The 20,860-nt window shown below is 56.1% G+C and carries 20 protein-coding genes and 1 pseudogene; 3 read left to right on the forward strand and 18 right to left on the reverse strand.

Annotation, left to right across the window (positions count from 1 at the left end; genetic code table 11):
• Positions 1–228, forward strand: a pseudogene (locus tag LWH94_RS10860) (hypothetical protein); the annotation flags it as partial.
• A 269-nt stretch (positions 229–497) separates the two neighbouring features.
• Here the strand turns inward: LWH94_RS10860 and LWH94_RS10865 are convergent.
• From LWH94_RS10865 to LWH94_RS10905, 9 genes are all read right to left on the reverse strand, one after another.
• On the reverse strand, positions 498–1,442 hold the full coding sequence (locus tag LWH94_RS10865) for an IS5 family transposase (protein ID WP_232902227.1): 945 nt from the start codon (positions 1,440–1,442) through the stop codon (positions 498–500).
• Between the two features lie 78 nt (positions 1,443–1,520).
• On the reverse strand, positions 1,521–1,943 hold the full coding sequence (locus tag LWH94_RS10870) for a c-type cytochrome (protein ID WP_232902228.1): 423 nt from the start codon (positions 1,941–1,943) through the stop codon (positions 1,521–1,523).
• An 89-nt stretch (positions 1,944–2,032) separates the two neighbouring features.
• Positions 2,033–4,345: a heavy metal translocating P-type ATPase gene (locus LWH94_RS10875; protein WP_232902229.1), complete on the reverse strand. Its 2,313-nt coding sequence runs from the start codon at positions 4,343–4,345 to the stop codon at positions 2,033–2,035.
• A complete protein-coding gene (locus tag LWH94_RS10880; protein WP_200204630.1) occupies positions 4,338–4,565 on the reverse strand; it encodes a hypothetical protein in 228 nt (75 codons plus the stop codon). The genes LWH94_RS10875 and LWH94_RS10880 overlap by 8 nt, the downstream gene beginning before the upstream one ends.
• A 30-nt stretch (positions 4,566–4,595) precedes the next feature.
• Positions 4,596–5,948, reverse strand: a complete 1,353-nt coding sequence (locus LWH94_RS10885; RefSeq protein ID WP_232902230.1) for an APC family permease — start codon at positions 5,946–5,948, stop codon at positions 4,596–4,598.
• A gap of 11 nt (positions 5,949–5,959) precedes the next feature.
• Positions 5,960–6,313 (reverse strand): hypothetical protein, encoded by a 354-nt coding sequence (locus tag LWH94_RS10890; RefSeq protein ID WP_048496392.1) that lies wholly within the window; start codon positions 6,311–6,313, stop codon positions 5,960–5,962.
• 152 nt (positions 6,314–6,465) lie between these two features.
• Positions 6,466–7,215, reverse strand: a complete 750-nt coding sequence (locus tag LWH94_RS10895; RefSeq protein ID WP_232902231.1) for a copper resistance protein B — start codon at positions 7,213–7,215, stop codon at positions 6,466–6,468.
• Positions 7,212–8,969 (reverse strand): copper resistance system multicopper oxidase, encoded by a 1,758-nt coding sequence (locus tag LWH94_RS10900; RefSeq protein ID WP_232902232.1) that lies wholly within the window; start codon positions 8,967–8,969, stop codon positions 7,212–7,214. The genes LWH94_RS10895 and LWH94_RS10900 overlap by 4 nt, the downstream gene beginning before the upstream one ends.
• Positions 8,970–9,053: 84 nt before the next feature.
• A complete protein-coding gene (locus LWH94_RS10905) occupies positions 9,054–9,587 on the reverse strand; it encodes a cupredoxin domain-containing protein (RefSeq protein ID WP_232902233.1) in 534 nt (177 codons plus the stop codon).
• Positions 9,588–9,786: 199 nt separating this feature from the next.
• Between LWH94_RS10905 and LWH94_RS10910 the strand changes: the two genes are divergently transcribed.
• Entirely contained in the window at positions 9,787–10,452 is a 666-nt protein-coding gene (locus LWH94_RS10910; protein ID WP_232902234.1) for a response regulator transcription factor, read from the forward strand.
• Positions 10,439–11,773 (forward strand): ATP-binding protein, encoded by a 1,335-nt coding sequence (locus LWH94_RS10915; RefSeq protein WP_232902235.1) that lies wholly within the window; start codon positions 10,439–10,441, stop codon positions 11,771–11,773. The genes LWH94_RS10910 and LWH94_RS10915 overlap by 14 nt, the downstream gene beginning before the upstream one ends.
• Positions 11,774–12,188: 415 nt before the next feature.
• On the opposite strand, the gene LWH94_RS10920 is transcribed toward LWH94_RS10915, so the two are convergent.
• The 9 genes from LWH94_RS10920 to LWH94_RS10960 form a co-directional block, all read right to left on the reverse strand.
• Entirely contained in the window at positions 12,189–13,133 is a 945-nt protein-coding gene (locus tag LWH94_RS10920; protein WP_232902236.1) for an isopenicillin N synthase family dioxygenase, read from the reverse strand.
• The gene (locus tag LWH94_RS10925) at positions 13,130–13,639 is read right to left on the reverse strand and encodes an ureidoglycolate lyase (RefSeq protein WP_232902237.1); all 510 of its coding nucleotides are present in this window, start codon (positions 13,637–13,639) and stop codon (positions 13,130–13,132) included. Before LWH94_RS10925 ends, LWH94_RS10920 begins: the two co-directional genes overlap by 4 nt.
• Positions 13,636–14,658 carry an allantoicase gene (gene alc / locus LWH94_RS10930; protein WP_232902238.1) on the reverse strand — a complete coding sequence of 341 codons (1,023 nt, stop codon included), beginning with the start codon at positions 14,656–14,658 and terminating at the stop codon, positions 13,636–13,638. Before alc ends, LWH94_RS10925 begins: the two co-directional genes overlap by 4 nt.
• A complete protein-coding gene (puuE, locus tag LWH94_RS10935; RefSeq protein ID WP_199457935.1) occupies positions 14,651–15,607 on the reverse strand; it encodes an allantoinase PuuE in 957 nt (318 codons plus the stop codon). Before puuE ends, alc begins: the two co-directional genes overlap by 8 nt.
• A complete protein-coding gene (locus tag LWH94_RS10940) occupies positions 15,604–16,275 on the reverse strand; it encodes a TetR/AcrR family transcriptional regulator (RefSeq protein ID WP_232902239.1) in 672 nt (223 codons plus the stop codon). The genes puuE and LWH94_RS10940 overlap by 4 nt, the downstream gene beginning before the upstream one ends.
• Positions 16,276–16,344: 69 nt before the next feature.
• Positions 16,345–17,121 (reverse strand): outer membrane protein OmpK, encoded by a 777-nt coding sequence (locus LWH94_RS10945; RefSeq protein WP_232902240.1) that lies wholly within the window; start codon positions 17,119–17,121, stop codon positions 16,345–16,347.
• A gap of 59 nt (positions 17,122–17,180) precedes the next feature.
• Positions 17,181–18,101 carry an ABC transporter permease gene (locus LWH94_RS10950; RefSeq protein WP_232902241.1) on the reverse strand — a complete coding sequence of 307 codons (921 nt, stop codon included), beginning with the start codon at positions 18,099–18,101 and terminating at the stop codon, positions 17,181–17,183.
• 1 nt (position 18,102) lies between these two features.
• The gene (locus LWH94_RS10955; protein WP_232902282.1) at positions 18,103–19,212 is read right to left on the reverse strand and encodes an ABC transporter permease; all 1,110 of its coding nucleotides are present in this window, start codon (positions 19,210–19,212) and stop codon (positions 18,103–18,105) included.
• Positions 19,196–20,734, reverse strand: coding sequence for an ABC transporter ATP-binding protein (locus LWH94_RS10960; protein WP_232902242.1), 1,539 nt, complete (start codon positions 20,732–20,734; stop codon positions 19,196–19,198). The genes LWH94_RS10955 and LWH94_RS10960 overlap by 17 nt, the downstream gene beginning before the upstream one ends.
• Positions 20,735–20,860 lie beyond the last annotated feature (126 nt).

Below are 20,860 nucleotides of genomic sequence, written 5' to 3' on the forward strand. Positions count from 1 at the left end.
GCTTTGTTCTCCACTATGGCATTTGCTAACTCTGGCTTGGCCGACCGGTTCAACGAGGCGCGAAGCTATCCGCACAAAACAACTGAGAGCACTATGGATACTGGCGCAATGACCAATCATCATGAGCAGATGAAAATGAATATGAGCAAGTCAGATATGGAAAATCAGCATAAAAAAATGCATATGAAAATGAGTGCAGCGAAGTTAAAGAGCCATCATGATTCATAAAGTATAAGAAGTTTGGAATCCACGCTCTCAAACACTGAAAATATTAGCAGCGAAAAAGCCACGTTAAAAACGTGGCTTTTTATTTTATATTTAAAAGGGTCGAATAGACTAAATTTTCCCAAAAGCTAAGGAAGGTCTGAATAACCGCTGCTTTTTGCCGATGTAGGTTTAAATCAGCAAAAATCGGAAGTTTCAGACGCTATTCTCCCGTTATTTGTATGTCTCTTGCCCATTTCCCGCCATTTTGGCGAAAAACAGGCGCACTGGCCCTACGCCAGCATGTATTTTTCACCAATAAGCAGGTTGCTGAACGCGGCCAGCAAATGCAGCCGGTTGTTGTTTTTGGCAAGACCGCGATAGCGGACTTTGCTGTAGCCGAAGACCTGCTTGATGTAGCGGAACGGATGCTCGACCTTGGCACGAACACTGGCTTTGATTTTCTCGGCTTTCAGCTTATTGGCATCCAGCTTCTTCCGGGTGCCAGGCCTTTTGGCAATGTACCAGGAGACGTTCTCGCGGTGCTTATGCTCATCCCGCTTTTGAATGCCAAGGTAACCGGCGTCGCCGAAAACTCGTTGCTCTTCTCCGTGCAACAGCTTACCGGTGGGCACGATGTCGTGAACATTGGCCGCCGTGGTGTCGATGCTGTGAATCAGTCCGAGGGTGTCGTCAACGCCGATGTGCATTTTCATGCCGAAGTGCCACTGGCTGCCCTTGCAGGTTTGATGCATTTCCGGATCTCGTTCGCCCTTTTCGTTTTTAGTGGAGCTGGGCGCAGAGATGATGGTGGCATCTACGATGCTGCCTTCGCGCAACATCAGGCCGTTCTTCTCCAGGTGTTTGTTCACCTCTTTAAACAGTGCCTTGCCAAGACCGTGCTGCTCCAGGAAATGCCGGAAGTTAAGAATAGTGGTCTCGTCCGGCAAGCGATCCAGCTTCAGGCCAGCGAAGTGCCGCATGGATTCGATCTCGTACAAAGCGTCTTCCATGGCCGGATCGCTCAGGTTATAGAACAGCTGCATGCAGTGAACTCGCAGCATGGCAGACAGCGGATACGGAGGCCGTCCGTTCTGGCCCTTGGGGTAACAACGGGCTACCTTCTTCTCCAATTGCTTCCAGGGAATCAGCTTGTCCATCCGTTCCAGAAAGATCTCGCGGCGGGTCTTGCGCTTCTTGTTCTGGTACTCGGCTTCGGAAAAGGTCATCTGATCCATGGCGGCAACGAATCCTAAGCGGTTGGCGATGGTCGTATTATCGCTGATTTTGAGACTTATTCAGAGTCTCCCTAAAGCTTACATCCCGCTCCTTTCAAACCATGCATCATATATCCGCTTATCCCATTTGCTCTGGAAGAAGGCGATAGCGGCTTTTTGATCGTCTTTAGAAAGTATACCTCCGAAGGCAGGCATTTGTCCGCCCATGGGAGCGCCACCTTGAGCGATTGTGCCCATCAGCATGTCGAATGGATGGTGCCAGGCGTGGCCTGTTCCGTTGAGTGGCGGCGGCGGAAAGGAACCATCCGCTAGCCGCTTTCTCCAATTGAAGGCGCCTTGAGCGTTGGATCCATGACAGCTTGCGCAGTTGTTGTCGAACACGGGTGATCCACGCTCGACTTGCGCCTGGGTATACCAGCGCCCATCCACAGTCCCATCACTGCAACCGCTGATAAATCCAATCATAAGAACACCCAAGGAAATCTTTACCTTACGCATCATGTTTTGTGCCTCAGATCTTTTGCGCACCCCCAAGCCAAGGCGGCTTGGGGTGCCGTTACACGTTCCACTGGGAAAGACTCAAACCGTGTTTATTTAAGCTTAACCACCCTCAAACGCAGCGCATTGGCAATGACACTGACTGAAGACAGTGACATCGCAGCAGCAGCAAAAATCGGTGATAACAGAATCCCTGCGACCGGGTAGAGCACACCGGCGGCAATCGGTATGCCAGCCGCGTTATAAATGAAGGCGAAGAACAGGTTCTGCCGTATGTTGCGCATGGTCGCGATTGATAAGTGGCGCGCTTCCACAATACCCATCAGATCCCCACGCAAAAGGGTTACGCCCGCGCTTTCAATCGCCACATCTGTGCCGGTACCCATGGCAATGCCCACATCGGCCGTTGCCAGCGCCGGTGCGTCGTTCACGCCATCTCCGGCCATGACCACGATACGGCCCTGATCCTTGAACCGCTGAACGATCTTCGCTTTGTCCTCTGGCAGCACTTCTGCTTCGACTTCATCAATATGGAGCTTGCGAGCGACGGCTTCGGCAGAGGTTCGGTTGTCCCCTGTCAGCATAACCACGCGGATGCCGTCCTTCTGCAACGCAGTTATAGCCGCTTCGGTGGTTTCTTTGATTGGATCTGCAATGGCGATCAACCCACAAATCCGGTCTTCCACCGCGGTGAATATCACCGTGGCGCCATCCACACGCAACTGGTCTGCCTTTTCTTCAAAAGCAGAGGTATCGACGCCTTGTGATTCCATCAACAGCCGGTTACCAATCAGAACGCTTTTCCCATCAATCTTGCCAGTTACGCCTTTACCATTGGGCGAATCAAAATCCTCTGCATCCGGCAAGGCAAGTTCCATGGCTTTGGCTTTATCAAGAATCGCATGGGCCAGTGGGTGCTCACTGCCCTTCTCCAGGCCACCGGCATATCGCATCAGATCTTCCTCACTGAAGCCGTTTGCCGGAACCAGTTTCGTCACCTTGGGCTTACCTTCGGTCAGTGTGCCGGTTTTATCGACCACCACCGTATCGACCTTCTCCATACGCTCAAGCGCTTCGGCATCACGGATCAACACACCATTTTGTGCGCCCCGCCCTACGCCAACCATGATTGACATAGGCGTCGCCAGACCAAGAGCGCATGGGCACGCAATAATCAGCACGCTCACCGCTGCAATAAGGCCATAGGCCATTGGAGGCGTTGGCCCGACGACGGACCAGACAATAAAGGCAATAACGGCGATCACGATGACCACTGGAACAAACCAGCCGGACACTTTGTCTACCAATGCCTGAATCGGCGCACGGCTGCGCTGTGCGTTGGCCACCATCTGCACAATCTGCGACAGCATGGTGTCGCGCCCGACTTTGTCAGCTCGCATGATGAAGCCGCCTTGCTGGTTCATGCTGCCACCAATCACCTGATCACCCGTCTGCTTGCTCACAGCCAGGGGTTCACCCGTCACCAGGGATTCGTCGACATTGGAGCGCCCCTCAAGAATCTCTCCATCCAATGGCACTTTGTCGCCCGGGCGTACTCGCAAACGATCACCGACCTTCACCTGATCAAGAGAAACGTCGGACTCACCCCCGTCATCGTCCAGCTTTCTTGCCGTGGCCGGGGCCAGATCCAGCAGGGCTTTTATCGCACCCGAGGTTTTCTCTCGAGCACGGAGTTCCAGCACTTGCCCAAGCAACACAAGCACCACAATAACGGCAGCTGCTTCGAAATAAACGGCGACCGAGCCATCCACCTGGCGGAAAGCATCGGGGAAAATCTGTGGAACCAAAGTCGCGACAAGGCTATAGATCAGCGCAACGCCAGTACCCATTGCGATCAACGTGAACATGTTCAGGTTGCGGCTGAGAACTGATTTCCAGCCTCGCACAAAGAACGGCCAACCACTCCAGACAACAACAGGCGTTGCCAGCACCAACTGAATCCAGTTAGAAGTTTGCGGCGACAGGATGTGATCGAGGCCTGTGAGGTGGCCGCCCATTTCAAGCAACAACACCGGAAATGCGAGAAGCAGTCCAATCCAGAATCGACGAGTCATATCCGTAAGCTCTGCCGAAGGCCCGTCGTCGAGGCTCACTTGTTCCGGCTCCAGGCCCATGCCGCAAATCGGGCAATCTCCAGGCCCTTGCTGACGAATCTCCGGGTGCATCGGGCAAGTGTACATGGTTCCGGGGGCTACCGGCTCCGCAGGCTCCTGTTTCTCCCCGAGGTATTTATCCGGGCTTTCATCAAACTTCGTCTGACATCGGGAAGAACAGAAATACCAGTTTTTGCCAGCATGCCGGCTGCGATGCTCCGCGGCATGGGGGTCTACAGACATTCCGCAAACCGGGTCTTTAACAGCGTGTTCATCGTGATGCTCACTCATTACGCGCTCCTGCTTTATCTGCCGGCCAATCCGCAAACGCAACGAAATATAGAAGAACCAGGTTTACCATCGGTATAAGGATCAATATTCCCATCCAACCGGGGTAACCGGTACGCTGACAGATCCGCCACGCGGGTATGACCACGACAATGGCGATGACCAGCATCCATAGCCAATGCCCTGCCCACATTGTATTCCCAAACATATCCCCTTCCATCATGGGGTTACCCTCCGATTTGCGTGTTGAAAGTCAGTGATGGTGTTCATGAGATTCATCACTGTTTAGCGACTTTCTTCTAGCGGACGACTTCAGGAATATCTGCTCGGCAACCGCTATTACAACCATTGTGGCCACCGCCACGCCTATTACAAAGGGGTCGGTGTTCAGCTTGACCCACACAAAGCCGCCCAGAATCATTAAATCCAGGATGATCGCCACCGCTGGTACCCATCTCGCAGCCTTCACATCCTGATGCAGGTAGCGCAGCACGCCCCAATGAATGGATATATCCATGATCAGATAAAACACAATGCCCAGTGCTGCAATTCTTGATAGATCGAAGAAAGCGGTCAGAACCAGGCCGAGCACCACGGTGTATACAAGAGTGTGTTTCTGGATGCTGCCAGGCATTCCAAAGTGGCTATGGGGCACCAGCTTCATCTCGGTCAGCATGGCCAGCATGCGAGAGACTGCAAAAATACTTGCGAGAATGCCTCCGGCCGTTGCCATCATGGCGAGCACAACTGTGAACCACAGGCCGTAATCACCCAGTGCCGGGCGCGCTGCAGCAGCTAGAGAATAGTCCTGGGTTTCAATGATTTCGGCTAGGGATAAATTACTCGAAACGGCGAACCCCACCAGTGTGTAGAGCACAACGCAGGCGGCAATGGAGATGACAATGGCGCGACCGACGTTGCGATGCGGGTCTTTCACCTCGGAGCCGCTGTTGGTAATGGTGGTAAACCCCTTGAAGGCCAGTATGCCCAGAGCCGTTGCGCCCAGGAAGTTACCGAAGGTGCCTGCTTCACCGCTTTGGGAAAAATCTACAGCGAGGCTGTCGGCCAGCCACACGCCTACCAGCCCGAAGACAAGAATGCCGCCAATCTTGAGCATCCCGATCAACGACGCTGTGCCCTGAATCCAGCGGTTACCAAGCAAGTTGATCAGGAATGCCGCAACAATCAGCGACACACCCAGGATGGAAACCATGCGCCCGCTTTCATCGCCGCCGAACAATTGCATGGTGTATGACCCGAATGTTCGAGCCAGGAAGCTCTGGGCAATCACCATGGAGAAATACATCAATAGCGCGTTAAATGCCGTTGCCAGCTTGTCCCCATAAGCCTTATGAAGATACATGCCAATACCACCCGCCGATGGGTAGGCATTGGAAATCTTGATATAGGAGTAGGCGCTGAACGACACAACGATTGCTGCCGCGAGAAAGGCCAGTGGAAAAAGAGCCCCGGCCATCTGGGCCATCTGCCCGGTAAGTGCAAAAATACCGGCGCCAATCATGACGCCGGTACCCAGCATGACTGTCCCTGGTAAAGTGAGACTGCCCTCCTGGTAGCGGGTAGTTCGATCTTCCTCCCTGTTCATTCAACCTCCTGTTATTTTTTCATGGGTGGAATCTTGGAACAGCAGAACGGCTCATGCTTGGCATTTGCCCGGACGTTGTCGTCGGTAAACCGGTACCAGGCCAGTTTGCGCCGGGTCCACCATCCGGTTTTCAATCGGCCACCGTAAGCCTTGATCAGTTCCAGTAATTCATCGACGGACCAGTGGGTTCCATCGTACGTCACCTGCAATGTGCCATTTGGCTTACGCTCGGCGAAATCAACGCATGGGTGGTGATTCAGATCGTGGATGAGCCCCTCCCACTGATCCTCTCCAAGCCCCTCGACGGTCATTTTTCGGCGCAACAAAAACTGCTCCTGATTGGTTGCTTTGTGTGCTTTGGTCATGGGGTAACACCTCTCTTCCTGATGACTTCTCCCTGTATCAAAACACTTCAATCTGAACTGCGGCTGAAAATGGACACAGACTTTCGGTGGATTTGAGTTACATCAAATCATAGACGAAAAAGGGCCGTGGGTTTCCCCATGGCCCATCAGCATCAGAATGCGATTCGAGCGCCGATCACGGCAAACCAGTCTTCTGTGCCACCGCCGTCCGCCTCGGCCAGGTCGGCGCTATCGCCATACTTACGCTCGTGCACCACACCCACGTAGGGTGAGAACGCACGGTCGATCAGGTCGTAGCTGAGCCGGAGGCCGGTTTCGGTGGAAACCAATCCCTTGCCGACGCCGATCTCTTCATCCTCACTGAACGCTACTGAGGCATCCAGCGTTGCCGCCAGAATCCAGTAGTTGGTGAACAGCAATTCGTACTCAGCGTCCAGTTCAGCTGACGTATCGCCATCCTTGCTGACATACAGATTTGCATCGATCTCAAACCATTGGGGCGCCAGCCCGGCCACACCGAGAACCGCATACGTACGGTCCGGCCCCTCGGGCGTATCGAAACGCACGCCCGCTTTGGCGTCGAAGAACTTGGAGATAGGGATCTGGCCGACCAGCTGGTTTTCCAGCGTTTCGTAGGCCTGCTCCTCTATCTCGTACTCCCCGGTTGTGAGCAGCCGGACTTTAAAGTCGTCGGTGCCATAGAAGGCATCCGCATTCCAGACGCCCAGCTCCTCGTCATCGTCGCTGTAGCGGTACTCAAATTCCTCGAATTGAACGCCCCAGGTTGTGAGCGGCTGTTTACGAGCCGTGGTGTCGGAAATCATTTCCTGAGCTGTCACCGCCGTTGAGACACCAATAGAGGCAAGAAAACTGACGGCGACAAGTGATCGAATACAACTCATGCCTCACCTCCATCTTCAGCAATCACGTCTGTTTTGGCCTGCGTTGAATCTGGCCCACCTTCAATAATTACCTTGCGGAACATACCAGCGGCCGCGTGATAGGACAGGTGACAGTGGAACGCCCACTGGCCGGGCGCGTCGACCTCGGTTTCCATGTAAACCGTGGTGCCTGGCTGCACACTGACCGTGTGCTTGATCGGGTTCCATTGGTCTGCACCAACATCGAGAATGGACCACATACCGTGCAGGTGCATAGGGTGAGTCATCATGGTCTCGTTCACGAATTTGAAGCGAACTCGCTCACCGTATTTGAGACGAATTGGGTCTGCGTCTTCGTACTTGACGCCATTAATGCTCCAGGTATAACGCTCCATATTGCCGGTCAAACGAAGCTCAATTTCCCGGGTCGGTTCGCGGTCTTCATACAGTGGATCTTGGGCCTTCAGGTCAGCATAGGACAGGAACTTGCCGCCATTGGCTGCCGTGGGTACAAGGCCACTTCCCTTGGCGTAAAAGGGGTCGCTTTGGCCGCCTTTTCCCATCGCCATGGAACCATGATCCATGCCTTCCATGTTGGAATGATCCATGCTGTCCATGTTGGAGTGGTCCATTCCCTCCATTGAGGAGTGATCCATCCCGGACATATCTTCTGAGCTGTCCATATCCATGTTCCCATGATCCATGCCCGCCATGCTGCCATGGTCCATACCAGGCATACCGCCCATATCAGCCATGGTCAGTCGGGCAGCTTCACGCAGTTGCGGCACTGCCGCTTCCATGCCCTCTTCGGGGGCCAGTGTTGCCCTGGCGTATCCGGAACGTCCCATGGATTCGGCGAAGATGGTGTACGCCTGCTCATCCTTCGGACGTACGATCACGTCGTAGGTTTCCGCTACACCAATCCGGAATTCATCGACACTAACGGGCTGAACGTTGTTGCCATCGGCCTGAACGACGGTCATATCCAGACCAGGAATCCGGATATCAAAGTAGGTCATGGCCGAAGAGTTGATGAATCGCAGCCGAATGCGTTCGCCCGGCTCAAAGAGTCCCGTCCAGTTCTGGTCCGGGCCTTTGCCGTTGATCAAGCCCGTAAAGCCATGGATATCCTCAACGTCCGCTTTCATCATCCGCATGCCACCCCAGGCCATACGGTCACTGACGGTGTTCATCAGGCCATTTTTTGACACGTCCGAGAAAAACTCGCCGACAGTTTGCTGCTCGCGGTTGTAGTAATCCGGCATCATTTTCAGGTTGCGCATGATGCGGTCACCGGAATGGGGGTGCTTGTCAGTCAGCTGCACCACGTATTCACGATCGTAGCGGAATGGCTCACGGCCCTCGGGCTCGATGACAATGGCACCATAGGCGCCGTCCGGCTCCTGAAAACCAGAGTGGCTGTGGAACCAGTAGGTGCCTGCCTGCTGGATAGGAAACTCATAGGTAAAGGTTTCACCCGGCTTGATGCCCGGGAAACTGATACCAGGCACACCGTCCTGGTTAAAAGGAAGGATCAGGCCGTGCCAGTGAATGGACGTCATCTCATCCAGGTTGTTGGTCACGTTGATCCGGACGTTCTCGCCTTCCTTGAAACGCATTACCGGTCCCGGAGATGCGCCGTTGTATCCAATGCCTTCCTTCACAAAATCGCCGGTATCAATTTTTACCCGGTCGACCGTAAGGTCGTATTCGCCGGCCAGAACCATGGCTGGCATCAGCAGGCTCAAAAGCCCTGTCAAAAAGCGTGGTTTCATCTGTGTTGCTCCGAACTACACGTCATTGAAGCCGGGCCGAGAAACGTGTCTCAGCCCCGCGCTCGCGGACCTCAGTTAAGCGAGTTACTCGAAATTGACCTCACCGTACATCCCGGCCTGATAGTGGCCCGGCACGTTGCAGGCAAATTCGATATTGCCTTTATCAGAGAACTTCCATACCACTTCTTTACTTTGGCCCGGTTCCAGCAACACGCTGTTCGGGTCGTCATGCTTCATGGAATGGCCATTCCCCATATCCATATTCATCATGTCGTGGTTCAGCTTGCCGCCCTGGATGACGCCATGCTCAACCATCATCATCATTTCCTCTTGATGAGCTTCGTGCATGTCGGGAGTGCCAACATTGAACTCATGGACGAGGTTTCCCTTGTTCTCCACCACGAAGCGAACGGTTTCACCCGGCTTTACACTGATTTCTTCGGGTTCGTAGTAGTTGTCGTACATCTCGACAGTTATGGTTCGGCTGGCCTCCGACGCTTTGCCAGGTTCACCGCTTGTAACGCCGTGCCCGTGGCCACCATCATGGGCGCCAGCCGCAAACGCTGTTGCCGACATTGAAAGCGCCATACCCGCTACGAATAGTTTTGATGCATTCATCTTTTTATCCTCTGTAAAATATTGCTCGAAAAACACTGCCGGATTGAGCCCCAATCTTGAGCAATGTCCAGAATCGGTTGTTACCTTCTCTCACTAACCTGAATTCTTTCTGAAAAACTCGAACTATTTTCCGTTCAGGCTGAATTCAGGTTAATCAGTCACACTTTCGACCGCGGACCATACATAGAAGGAAAAACTCATGCGTTTACTGCTCGTCGAAGATGACCGCTTGCTTGCTGAGGGTCTGGTCAGGCAGTTGGGAAAAGCAGGTTTCAGCGTTGATACAACTCCCAGTGCCCGAGAAGCCGTCGTTCTGGGTGAGCAAGAGGATTACCGTGCTGTTGTTCTGGACCTGGGTCTACCTGATGGCAACGGGCTGGACGTATTGAGAAAGTGGCGAACGAATCACGTCAGCTGTCCGGTCTTGATTCTGACCGCGAGAGGCGATTGGCAGGATAAGGTTAACGGCTTAAAAGCCGGGGCAGACGATTACCTGGCAAAACCTTTTCAGACAGAAGAGCTAATCGCACGCCTCAACGCACTCGTGCGTCGAAGTGAAGGAAGGGTCCATGCTCAGGTTAAAGCCGGCCGCTTTCAACTGGACGAAAACCGCCAGAGTCTCAAGATGGACGACGGCGTGGAACATACACTTACCGGCACCGAATTCCGGCTGCTACGTTGTTTGATGAGCCGCCCTGGCCACGTCTTTTCCAAAGAACAACTAATGGAACAGCTTTACAACTTGAATGATAGCCCGAGCGAAAACGTCATTGAGGCGTATATTCGGAGGTTAAGGAAGCTAGTGGGCAGCGAAACCATCTCAACACGACGCGGCCAGGGGTACATTTTTAATGCGATTCCTTAAAAAGCCTGCGTCCGTAAAAGGAACCTTGCTTGCGCTGTTACTGCCCGCCGGAATTGGTCTAATGGGGGTGGCGTGGTTGGTCCATGGCTTGCTGCTCGACCGAATGTCTCGGGAATTCGTTGAAAGCCGACTGAAAGATGAAGTCGTTTTCCTTGAGCACCAGATTCGCGACGCGAATGGTGAAGTTGACACTCTCCAGACGGGCGATTATTTCCAGGATGTTTTTCATCATGCCTTTGCCATACATACACCCGAACAGACCATCATTTCACCCAATACTTGGGAGCCCTTGTTAACGCCTCTGATTGAAAACGAAGAAGACGGAACCGTTCGCGTAGAAGATGCCGAAACCACTGATACTCCCTTAGACATCCTCGCCTACCGAAAGTCTTTTCAGGTCGGTGAAACACCCATCGTCGTAATCGTTTCTGAAGATCTGGGTGCGCTGAAACGCAGCCAAGCTGCACTTCATGCCTGGACCGCCGTAGTATCAGTTCTGTTGATTATGCTCTTGGTCGCCGTGCTCTGGTTCGGAATCACGATGTCCATGCGACCGGTTGTCACACTCAAAGCCGCATTAAAAAGACTCCAGGACGGAGAGATCTCCCGAATCAACGTTCAGTCGCCAGAGGAGTTCCACCCGCTGGTTCTTCAACTAAATCAGTTGCTGGACTCCTTAGATCATCGACTGGAGCGCTCCAGGGACGCTCTCGCAAACCTGTCTCATAGCGTCAAAACCCCCATCGCAGCCGTCCGGCAGATACTGGAAGACGACACACGTCCTCTCGACACCAATCTAAGGCGCCAGATGGTGGAGCGACTAAGCGATATCGACAGGCAATTAGAAGCTGAAATGCGTCGAAGCCGTTTTGCAGGGCCCCAGATTGGAAAAAGCGCCTACCCCATAAAACAGGCACGGGATCTTTTGTGGATGCTCGGTCGACTATATCCCGAAAAGTCGTTTGAACTATCGAGTTCCCTGCCGGAAGACAGCCGATGGCCGATAGAAGAACATGATCTGAATGAAGTGTTGGGGAACCTGCTTGACAATGCTGGCAAATGGTCTTCGAGATGCGTAGAGCTGTCCTTCGAACAAGGCAGTGGCTTTAAGCGAATAATTGTTGCTGATGATGGCCCGGGGGTTAACCATAAAGACTTAGCCAGTTTGGGCCAGAGGGGGCTACGACTAGACGAGCAAACACCCGGGCACGGTCTCGGTCTTGCTATCGTTCGAGATATAGTGACTCGCTATGAAGGTAAAATCAGCTTTTCGACTAAGTCTTGTAGCGGTTTACGCGTTTTTATCGAATTCTCAAAATAAAATAGATTGTAAACATCTCTGTTTTAGTTGCTCCTCGAATTAGGGTTCTCCGCCCGATTGCGTTTTGCCAAGTATTCCAACGGCCGCGAGTCTTTCATTGAATTGGGGGTGGGGAAGGCAACCAGCTCCCGCAGCCGAAGAAAAGGTCCGCTTTTTGATCAAATTCGGTCGTTTTTGAATGTTCGCTCTTGTTTAGCTGGGTTCAGAGGATGCCCTGGTCGCAAAGCGAACGTTCAGATTTCGGAATAACGCCCGGGCTCAGCGGCCGATTTGGAGGCGTAGCGCGCCGGAAAAACAGTCCGCTGCAGCCCTTGGTTAGGAGCTGCCTATGACTTCAGTGCGGACTAAATCTGCTAGCCACTTCGGCTGATCACATTGTACTGAATGACCTTTCCATACCTCCAGAATACAACCCTTACCCTTTCCTGTGCTCGTAGGTGGCGTTCAACCTTCCCGCAAGATAGTTCGAACAGGTGATCGGCTCATACTTCGGCGTCCCACTTCCGTTTATGTCCCGGGGGTCCACCACCGCATCCGGGTCCACTTCCAGAAAGAAGGCCACTGAATAGCGCTCCTGGTCTGGCACCTTCACCCTGTGTGGCGTCGAGAGATAGATATCGTTGGTCCAGCGCATCAGGCAATCACCAATGTTACAGACAAACGCGCCTGGAACATGGGGAGCTTCCAGCCAGTGCCCTTGTCGGCTGCGCACCTGAAGCCCCGCTACACCGTCCGTCGCCAGAATGGTGATGTTGCCATAATCGGTATGAGTGCCTGCCCCCGCATCTTCCCGGGCATGCACATCCGAACCCGGCGGATAACGCAGCATTCTCAGGGTTGCAATTGGCTGCTTCAGGTGGGGTTCGAAAAAGTCTTCAGCCAGCCCGAGATCCAGGCTAAAGCCGCGATGGATCAACCGGCCAAGCGCCAAGCATTCCGCAAAGTAATCCAGCGCCCCGGCCTTCCAGCCCTCAATCGGTGGCCAGAAATTAACACCCCGGAACGGCTTTCCTGCCAGTACATCCGGGTGATCTTCAGGGAAATCAGTGCCTATATTAAAGGCCTCTTTCCGGTCTGCGCCGGCTTGCGGGTTCAATCTTTCATCCGCCAGCGCCACATAGCCGCGATTGTGTGGCGACCGCTTGATCGACATCTGCTGCTTCTGCTCGGCTGGCAACTGGAATAACTGCCTGGCCAGATCAAATACGCCCTCACAGACCTCCGCCGGGATGCCGTGGTCACTGACGTAAAAAAAGCCGATATCCCTGCAGGCCCGCCCCAGTTCTGCCGCCGTTGCCTGGCGCTCGGTCAGGTCCGGGCTCCGCAAACCTTGTAGTGAAATCACAGGTAACTCATTCATGAACCTTCCTCAGGCAAAACCGGTTGTATGGGGGTGTTCAGCAGCACTTCGTCGCAGTTAACGCCCGGGCCGGCGCGATCCACCACCAGGTAATCGGAGTCAGCCGCCAGCGGCAGTAGCGGCGCGTGCCAGGTGCCCGGCCGGTAGTTCACGCCTTGCCCGCCCCTGGCCCAAAAAGCCCGAACCTCCGTTTCATTAAAGTCGCCGGGGGGCGCCACCACCGCCAGGAAATCTCCACCGTTCATTGGCACAAATGCCTGGCTCCCGAGGGGGTGTCGTTCCATCATGTGGATCTCCAACGGTAAAAGCGGCTGGCCCCGGAAAATGGAGAGGATAGCCCGGGCGCCCTCGCCCAGGCACTCAGCACCTGCCAGCTGGTGGAAACGCTCGGTGCGCCCCTGATTAATCAACAAAGGTGCCGGGCCGTGAGTGTCAATGACATCACCGAAGGGCTCAAAAGCTTCGCGGGTAAGCCGCTCAACCGCTATCAGTCGTAACACGCTCACAGAACCGGCTCCCCGAATAACCGCACCCGACTCACCCCGCCGTCAGGAATCATGTTGAAGCGAATGTGGGTAATGGCTCCAAGCTCCTTGAGATCCGTGAACTTAAGTATGGCGTCGGCCTCAAGGGGTTGGGGCTCCAGCAAGGTCGGCCAGAACATGCTCTGGGTGATCAGCGACGCCGCCGTGCCCGCCCCGGCTTCCACACAGGCGGCCTGTACCGAGCAGGCGGCCGGGAAGTTGCCCTTGAAGTGAGCAGTATCTACCTCGATGCTTTCCGGAATACCTTTGTGGCCGAGGGCCAGAATGCACCAGTCGTTGCCTGGTTCTCTCCTACGCCGTGTTTCCCAGCCGTCGCCCATATTGATGCCCCGCCCGGGGCGCAGCAGCTTTCGGGGTTCACCATAGTGGGCGTCGCTCCAGGCCACCTGGTCAGCACCGCATTCCAGCGCCAGCAAGTTGATGGATTGGTTGGGGGCTGCCCGGCGCCAGTCCATCCAGGGCCTGCCATAAACCCGCAGGCGCGCAAGCCCACCGTCCGGGTAGATATGCAAACGCACATGGGTCCAGGGCCGGTCAGAAGTGATGGCGCAGAACCGATGATCGTTGCCGGCAAGCTCGGTAGCCGGCACCAGGGGAACCCACTCGCTGTTGCCATCAGGCACAGATTCAGGGCTGTAACAGGCTTCCAGTGATGCCGCCGGTGGGAAGTTGCCGGTAAAGAAACTGGTATCAAAGTCCACGCCGGTCAGCACCCCCAGCATGGCCAGCCGCACAATGCACCAGTCATGGCCGGTGGTCCGGCGCCGGCGGGTTTCCCAGCCGTCCATCCACTTGCCGTGGTCATCGTAGCGGTCAGGGTAGAAAGCGGCCGGCCCAGGTGCCAGCATTCGCGCCCGGGGTGCAAAAAACTCGTCGGTGACTTCCAGTACTTCGGCTCCCAGAGAACTGTCCGCCAGGTTCAGTCCCAGCCGGGCAAACTCCGGGCCTTCCGGTACCGGGGCAATCACTACATCAGTCATGGCAGATACTCGAGGTAGGTTGAGACTCAAAGGGATGGTGCGTGCGCCAGTGCCGGGCAATGTCGACCCGGCGGCACACCCACACCCGGTCGTGCTGTTCCAGGTAATCCAGAAATCGCTGCAGGGCGCGGAATTTTCCCGGCCGTCCGATTAACCGGCAATGCAGCCCCACCGACAGCATCTTCGGGGCTTCCAGGCCTTCGGCGTACAGCACATCGAAACTGTCTTTTAAATACTGGAAGAACTGCTCGCCGGTATTGAAGCCCTGGGGCGAGGCAAAGCGCATATCATTGGCTTCAAGGGTGTAGGGAACCACCAGGTGGGGCTGCTGTGTGCCAGCGGAGTCGATCACCTGTGTCCAGAACGGCAGGTCATCACCGTAATAATCGCTGTCGTACAGAAAGCCGCCCTCCTCGACCACCAGCCGCCGGGTATTGGGGCTGTCGCGGCCGGTATACCAGCCTTGCGGGCGCTCACCGGTGAGTGCCTGGTGCTGCTCTATGGCCAGCTGCATATAGCACCGCTCTTCGGACTCGCTCATCTCCTGATAGTGAATCCAGCGCATGCCATGGCAGGCGATTTCGTGGCCGTCTTCAATAAACGCTCTGACCACCTCCGGGTTGCGGGCCATGGCCATGGTCACACCGAATACGGTCAGCGGCAGCCCGCGGCGACGAAACTCCCGCAATACCCGCCAGACCCCGGCCCGGGAGCCGTACTCATAGAGCGATTCCATGCTCAGGTGCCGGTCACGATAGGGTGCGGCGCCGATGATGTCGGACAGAAAGGTTTCCGAGTGCTCGTCGCCGTGCAGCACGCAGTTCTCACCGCCTTCTTCGTAATTCAACACAAACTGCACCGCGATACGGGCGTTACCGGGCCACTGCGCGTGGGGCGGATGTTCACCGTAACCGCGCATATCCCTTGGGTAGGTTTTACCTTCATTCATCCAGGTCGCTCCAGGCCACAGCCTCTGAGAATAACGTCAACAAGAAAATCCGCGGCATGCTCGAAGTCCCTTGGCTCGTACTCTGCCTTGTTTTCCACCATCAGGATTTGCACCTGAAAATCGGCATAATGCTGGGTCGACGACCAGATCAGGAAAATCAGCTGTACCGGATCCACCTGCGCCATCCTGCCCTCATCAATCCAGTGCTGGATTACCGACGCCCTGCCCCGCACCCACTCGCGCATGTTGGTGCGCAGGTGGTCGAGCAAGAAGGGCGCGCCCTGAATGATTTCCATGGCAAACAATCGTGACGCTAGCGGGTATTGCTGCGACATGTTCACCTTGGTGCGAATAAAGGTTTCCAGTGCAGTAGCCGGATCGTCGTCCGGTTTTATTTCCGAGAATACTTTGTTCCAGCGCAGCAGAATGTCGTCGAACATGGCGCTGTACATGCGTTTTTTGTTGCTGAAGTAATAAAGCACGTTGGACTTCGGCAAGCCGGCCCGTTCAGCAATATTCTGGATGGTGGTGCCCTTGTAGCCGTGCAGGGCAAACTCCTGCTCGGCCGCCTGCAGAATGGCTTCCCGGTTCCGCTCCCGGATCCGGCCAGGCCGGTAGCTCCGGGCCGCTTCAGATGTGTTCTGCTGCACTGACAGTGATCTGGTCATGGTTCACTCACTTGTTGTCCGGTGATTCAGGAGTCCACCCTTTCCATTCCGATGGACTCCTGAAATGGATCAAAAGTGGAATTTCACCAGTGCGCTGACTGAACTCTGGGTGTCTACCAGCGTCTCGTTCAGGCCAAACTTGTTGTTCCAGTACTGGTACTCAATACCGGCGTAGAGCACGCCCGGGTTGCCCATGAAGTTACCCACGTCCAGCTTGATCTGGGGCGTGAACTGGAACTCGGACTCGTGATCACTGGCCGAGGTGGACCAGTCGATGTAACCATCCACCAGGAATTTCGCCGCACCCACATCAAACGGCAGGCCCCAGGTGACCGTCATCTGCCAGTCATCACTGATCTCGCTGTTATCAACGTAGTAGAAAGATGTAGTGAAGTAACGGAACGCAGGCACGTCCCACGCCAGGCCGAAACCGTACATGTAGTTGTTTGCCTCGGTACCGCCGCCAAATTCGTACTGCCCGGCCAGGGTGATGTCTTTCACCGGCCCGAACGACAAATCCTGGCCTGTCAGCCAGCTGCCGCTGATATTGGGCGCGAATTCACCGTATACGTTGTCGGTACCTTCAAGGTCTCCCTGAGGCTGGTCCCGGTCGATAAAGAAGAAGGTGCCACCCCAGTTGTGGGCGGTCACGTTCTCGAACGTAAAGTAGGTCGCCTCGTATTCCACTCCCCCGTTACCACCGGCGTCGAACTGAACGCCCTGGTAATCGGCACTGTGCAGGATGGAGATACTGGAGCCACCGAAGAACTTCTCGGCATGGGCAGCAGGCGCAAAACAGGCTGCAGCAACGCAGCTTGCGATCAGGGTTTTACGAAGTGCTTTCATGGCATAGCCTCTCTGGTTACTTTTTTGGGTCATCGGTTGTTAGCAATACATCGTTTTAGTTAATGTCCCGGCCGGTAGGGCTGGCCAAGAGACAGCGGGGTGTTCAACCGGGTGCGTACCGGATCGAACGACAAAAGAATCAGCATCAGGATGGTGACCACATAGGGCAGCATCGCCAGCAACTCGGTGGGGCTTCGCCAGCCCAGCCCCTGCAGCACCAGGTGAAGAATGGAGGCCGCCCCGAACAGGTAAGCACCCAACAGCAAGCGCCCGGGGCGCCAGCTGGCAAACACCACCAGCGCCAGCGCTATCCAGCCCCGGCCTGACGTCATGTTCTCGGTCCACATTGGGGTGTAGGCCAGCGACAGATACGCGCCGGCAAGGCCGGCCATGGCTCCACCAAAGGCCACGGCAAGGTAACGCACAGTCAGAACCCGCAAGCCATTGGCGTTGGCCGCACCTGGCGACTCCCCCACAGCCCTAAGAACCAGGCCGCCGCGGCTGAAGCGCAGGAACAGAGCAACACCTGCAAACACCAGCCAGGAAAAATACACCAGCAAATCCTGGGTGAAGAGCGCCCGACCCAGCACTGGAAGATCACTCAACAGGGGGATCGCAATTTTTTCAAAACCCTCGATGGACTGGCCGACAAAGCCGGCACCCACGAAGGCGCTCAGGCCCGTGCCGAAGATGGTTAACGCCAGCCCGGCGGCGTACTGGTTGGCGGAGAGGGTCACTGCCATAACGGCGAACAACATCGACATCGCCAGCCCGCTCAGCATGGCGACAACAACCCCGGCGGCCAGGCTGCCGGTAGACAAGGTCGCGATGAACCCGGCCACCGCGCCCATCAGCATCATGCCCTCCTGCCCCAGGTTGAGAACACCGGAGCGCTCACAGATCAGTTCGCCCAGAGCCACCAGCAGCAGCGGGGTGCCGGCCACCACCGTGGCGGCAAGAATGTTGGTCAACAGGTCCATATCAGAGCTCCTGGCCGGCCGGGACGGCGGGTTGGGACAGGCCTGCCGGTAAAGGCCGGCGAAAACGAATCCGGTAGTGAATAAAGGCATCGCAGGTGAGCAGGTAGAACAGCAGCATTCCCTGGAACATGGCGGTCACCGCCTTGGGCATGTTCATGGCAATCTGCAACATCTCGCCGCCAATAAAGGTCAGGGCCAGCAAGGCACTGGCGGCAATAATGCCCAGGGCATGCATCCGGCCCAGAAACACCACAATGATCGCGGTGTAGCCATAGCCCGGCGACACCTGGGGCACCAGCTGTCCGATCGGCCCGGTCACTTCCGCGGCGCCAGCCAGCCCCGCAGTTGCGCCACCAACCAGCAGCGCAAACCAGGTCAGCCGTCTGGCACTGAACCCGGCAAACGCCGCCGCCCGATGATCCTCACCCACCACGTTCAACTGGTAGCCGATGAAGCTGCGGGCAAACAGCACCCATACTGCGACAGCCGCCAGCAACCCGAAGGCCAGGCCGATGTGCAGCCGCGTGCCGTTAATCAACGCTGGCAACAAAGCCGCATCGGCAAACATCACCGACTGGGGAAAACCAAACCCGTAGGGATCTTTCAGGGGCCCGTGCACCGCATAGAGCAGCAGGTTCAGGGCGATGTAATTGAGCATGATGGTGGTGAGGATTTCGTTGCAATTCAGGTGGGTCTTGAGAAACGCGGCAATCGACGCCCATGCCATACCACCGGCGATGCCCGCCAGCAGAACCGCCGGCAAAACCAGGAATCCACCGGCATCCCCCACCGAAACCGCAACAGCACTGGCAGCCACCGCGCCAATCAGGAAATGGCCCTCGGCACCGATATTCCAGATTCTGGCCCGGAAGCAGACCGTCAGCCCGGCGGCACACAGCAACAAAGGCGCGGTTTTCAGGCCCAGCTCGGCAAGCCCGGTGAGGTCACTGATCGGCGTGATAAAGAAGAAGGTCAGGGCCTGGATCGGGTCTTTGCCCATGCCGAGGAATAACAGGAAGCCGGTTGCGACCGTCAGGGCCAGGGCCAGCAGAGGCGATAACCAGCGCAGGGTGGTAGAGGCTTCAGGGCGGCGCTCAAGCTGCAGCATCAGCAAGCTCCTCCACCTCGAAGTTTCCTGCCATCCACTGCCCCAACTGATTGATGCTCAACTCAGAGGCCGGGGCCAGTGGTGACAGACGGCCATTACAGATCGCGCCCATCCGGTGGCAGAGCTGGTAGAGCTCATCCAGGTCTTCTGAAATCAGCAGGATGGCGGCGCCCTCATCGCGCAGTTTTACCAGCGCCTGATGAATAGCCACTGCCGAGCCCACATCCACACCCCAGGTTGGGTGGGAGGCCACCAGAAGCCTTGGTGACTGACAGGCTTCGCGGCCGAGGATGTATTTCTGCAGGTTGCCGCCGGACAAGCTCGAGGCGCTGCTTTGCTCGCCAGAGCAGCGCACGCCAAAGCGTGAAATGACGTCTCTGGCAAACTCCCGAACCCGTTGCCGCCGAATCACACCACGCCGCACCAGGCCCTGCCCTGCAGCGGTCAGCAACGCATTGTCGGCCAGCGACATCACCGGCACTGCACCCCGGCCCAGCCGCTCCTCAGGCACCACAGCCAGCCCCCGGGCTCGCCGTGCCCCGGGAGGCAGGCGGTCAATCGCCTCGCCGGTGAAACGAATGGCCTCACCCTTGAGGGTGATCTCTCCGGACAAAACCTTGAGCAGTTCCTCCTGGCCGTTTCCGGCCACCCCGGCAATGCCGACGATCTCGCCAGCGCGCAAGGAAAACCCGATGTTCTTCAGGCTGGTGCCGAAAGGGTCATCCGTTTGCCAGCTCAAATTCTGCACCTGCAGCAGGGTGTCACCCGGTTGGGCAGCGCTGACCTGGGTTGAAATCGGGGTATCGTCGCCCACCATCAGGCGGGCGATGTCTGAGGCAGACAAGTCTTTCGGCTGGCAATGTCCGCTCACCCGGCCCTGGCGCAACACCGTGGCCTGATCACACAAGCTTCTGACTTCCTCCAGCTTGTGGCTGATAAACAGAATGCTGCAGCCGTCCCTGGCCAGTTTGCGCAACGTTTTGAACAGTGTGGCCACTTCCTGGGGTGTCAGTACCGAAGTGGGTTCGTCCAGGATCAGCAGGGTACTTTCCTGAACCAGGCAGCGGACAATCTCCACCCGTTGCCGCTCCCCCATAGACAAGGTGCTGACAAAGCGCCGGGGGTCCAGGGCCATGCCATAGTGTTCGGACACCTCCCGGATACGCTGCTCCAGTGCGCCTCGGTCGCGAACCTCGTCTGCCGGCAGGCCCAGCGCAATGTTTTCCGCCACAGTCAGGGTTTCAAACAGAGAGAAGTGCTGAAAGACCATGCCTATGCCCAGTTGCCGGGCTCGGGCAGGGTTCTCCACTGTCACCGGGTGGCCATTCCAGACAATACGACCGGCATCCGGCTGAACCACGCCATAGATGATCTTCATCAGCGTGCTTTTGCCCGCGCCATTCTCCCCCAGCAGGGCGTGGATCTCGCCGGCGCCCACAGTAAGGTCTACGCCGTCGTTAGCCCGGCATCCCGGGTAGTCCTTCACGATCCCCTGCAGCTTTAACCTCTGAGCAGAAACTGCCATTCCCGGCCTCCTCGTAGTCTGGGTCTGGTCCGGCCATAAAGAATCTGACCAACCAATCAATATTTGGTAGCTGAGCAATAACCTTGCCAAAAATGAATTGGCGCTTGATTTGAACAGAGCTAACCA

Origin of the sequence: Marinobacter sp. G11, assembly GCF_021282325.1 — a bacterium.
GTDB lineage: Bacteria > Pseudomonadota > Gammaproteobacteria > Pseudomonadales > Oleiphilaceae > Marinobacter > Marinobacter vinifirmus.

What these genes read in the sequence shown, in the direction of transcription:
- LWH94_RS10940 (WP_232902239.1), bottom strand. Translation starts at nt 16,275, where the DNA reads ATGACCAGATCACTGTCAGTGCAGCAGAACACATCTGAAGCGGCCCGG.
- LWH94_RS10865 (WP_232902227.1), bottom strand. Translation starts at nt 1,442, where the DNA reads ATGGATCAGATGACCTTTTCCGAAGCCGAGTACCAGAACAAGAAGCGC.
- LWH94_RS10880 (WP_200204630.1), bottom strand. Translation starts at nt 4,565, where the DNA reads ATGATGGAAGGGGATATGTTTGGGAATACAATGTGGGCAGGGCATTGG.
- LWH94_RS10895 (WP_232902231.1), bottom strand. Translation starts at nt 7,215, where the DNA reads ATGAGTTGTATTCGATCACTTGTCGCCGTCAGTTTTCTTGCCTCTATT.
- LWH94_RS10875 (WP_232902229.1), bottom strand. Translation starts at nt 4,345, where the DNA reads ATGAGTGAGCATCACGATGAACACGCTGTTAAAGACCCGGTTTGCGGA.
- LWH94_RS10920 (WP_232902236.1), bottom strand. Translation starts at nt 13,133, where the DNA reads ATGAATGAGTTACCTGTGATTTCACTACAAGGTTTGCGGAGCCCGGAC.
- LWH94_RS10900 (WP_232902232.1), bottom strand. Translation starts at nt 8,969, where the DNA reads ATGAAACCACGCTTTTTGACAGGGCTTTTGAGCCTGCTGATGCCAGCC.
- alc (WP_232902238.1), bottom strand. Translation starts at nt 14,658, where the DNA reads ATGACTGATGTAGTGATTGCCCCGGTACCGGAAGGCCCGGAGTTTGCC.
- LWH94_RS10885 (WP_232902230.1), bottom strand. Translation starts at nt 5,948, where the DNA reads ATGAACAGGGAGGAAGATCGAACTACCCGCTACCAGGAGGGCAGTCTC.
- LWH94_RS10960 (WP_232902242.1), bottom strand. Translation starts at nt 20,734, where the DNA reads ATGGCAGTTTCTGCTCAGAGGTTAAAGCTGCAGGGGATCGTGAAGGAC.
- LWH94_RS10870 (WP_232902228.1), bottom strand. Translation starts at nt 1,943, where the DNA reads ATGATGCGTAAGGTAAAGATTTCCTTGGGTGTTCTTATGATTGGATTT.
- LWH94_RS10910 (WP_232902234.1), top strand. Translation starts at nt 9,787, where the DNA reads ATGCGTTTACTGCTCGTCGAAGATGACCGCTTGCTTGCTGAGGGTCTG.
- LWH94_RS10905 (WP_232902233.1), bottom strand. Translation starts at nt 9,587, where the DNA reads ATGAATGCATCAAAACTATTCGTAGCGGGTATGGCGCTTTCAATGTCG.
- LWH94_RS10915 (WP_232902235.1), top strand. Translation starts at nt 10,439, where the DNA reads ATGCGATTCCTTAAAAAGCCTGCGTCCGTAAAAGGAACCTTGCTTGCG.
- LWH94_RS10950 (WP_232902241.1), bottom strand. Translation starts at nt 18,101, where the DNA reads ATGGACCTGTTGACCAACATTCTTGCCGCCACGGTGGTGGCCGGCACC.
- puuE (WP_199457935.1), bottom strand. Translation starts at nt 15,607, where the DNA reads ATGAATGAAGGTAAAACCTACCCAAGGGATATGCGCGGTTACGGTGAA.
- LWH94_RS10945 (WP_232902240.1), bottom strand. Translation starts at nt 17,121, where the DNA reads ATGAAAGCACTTCGTAAAACCCTGATCGCAAGCTGCGTTGCTGCAGCC.
- LWH94_RS10890 (WP_048496392.1), bottom strand. Translation starts at nt 6,313, where the DNA reads ATGACCAAAGCACACAAAGCAACCAATCAGGAGCAGTTTTTGTTGCGC.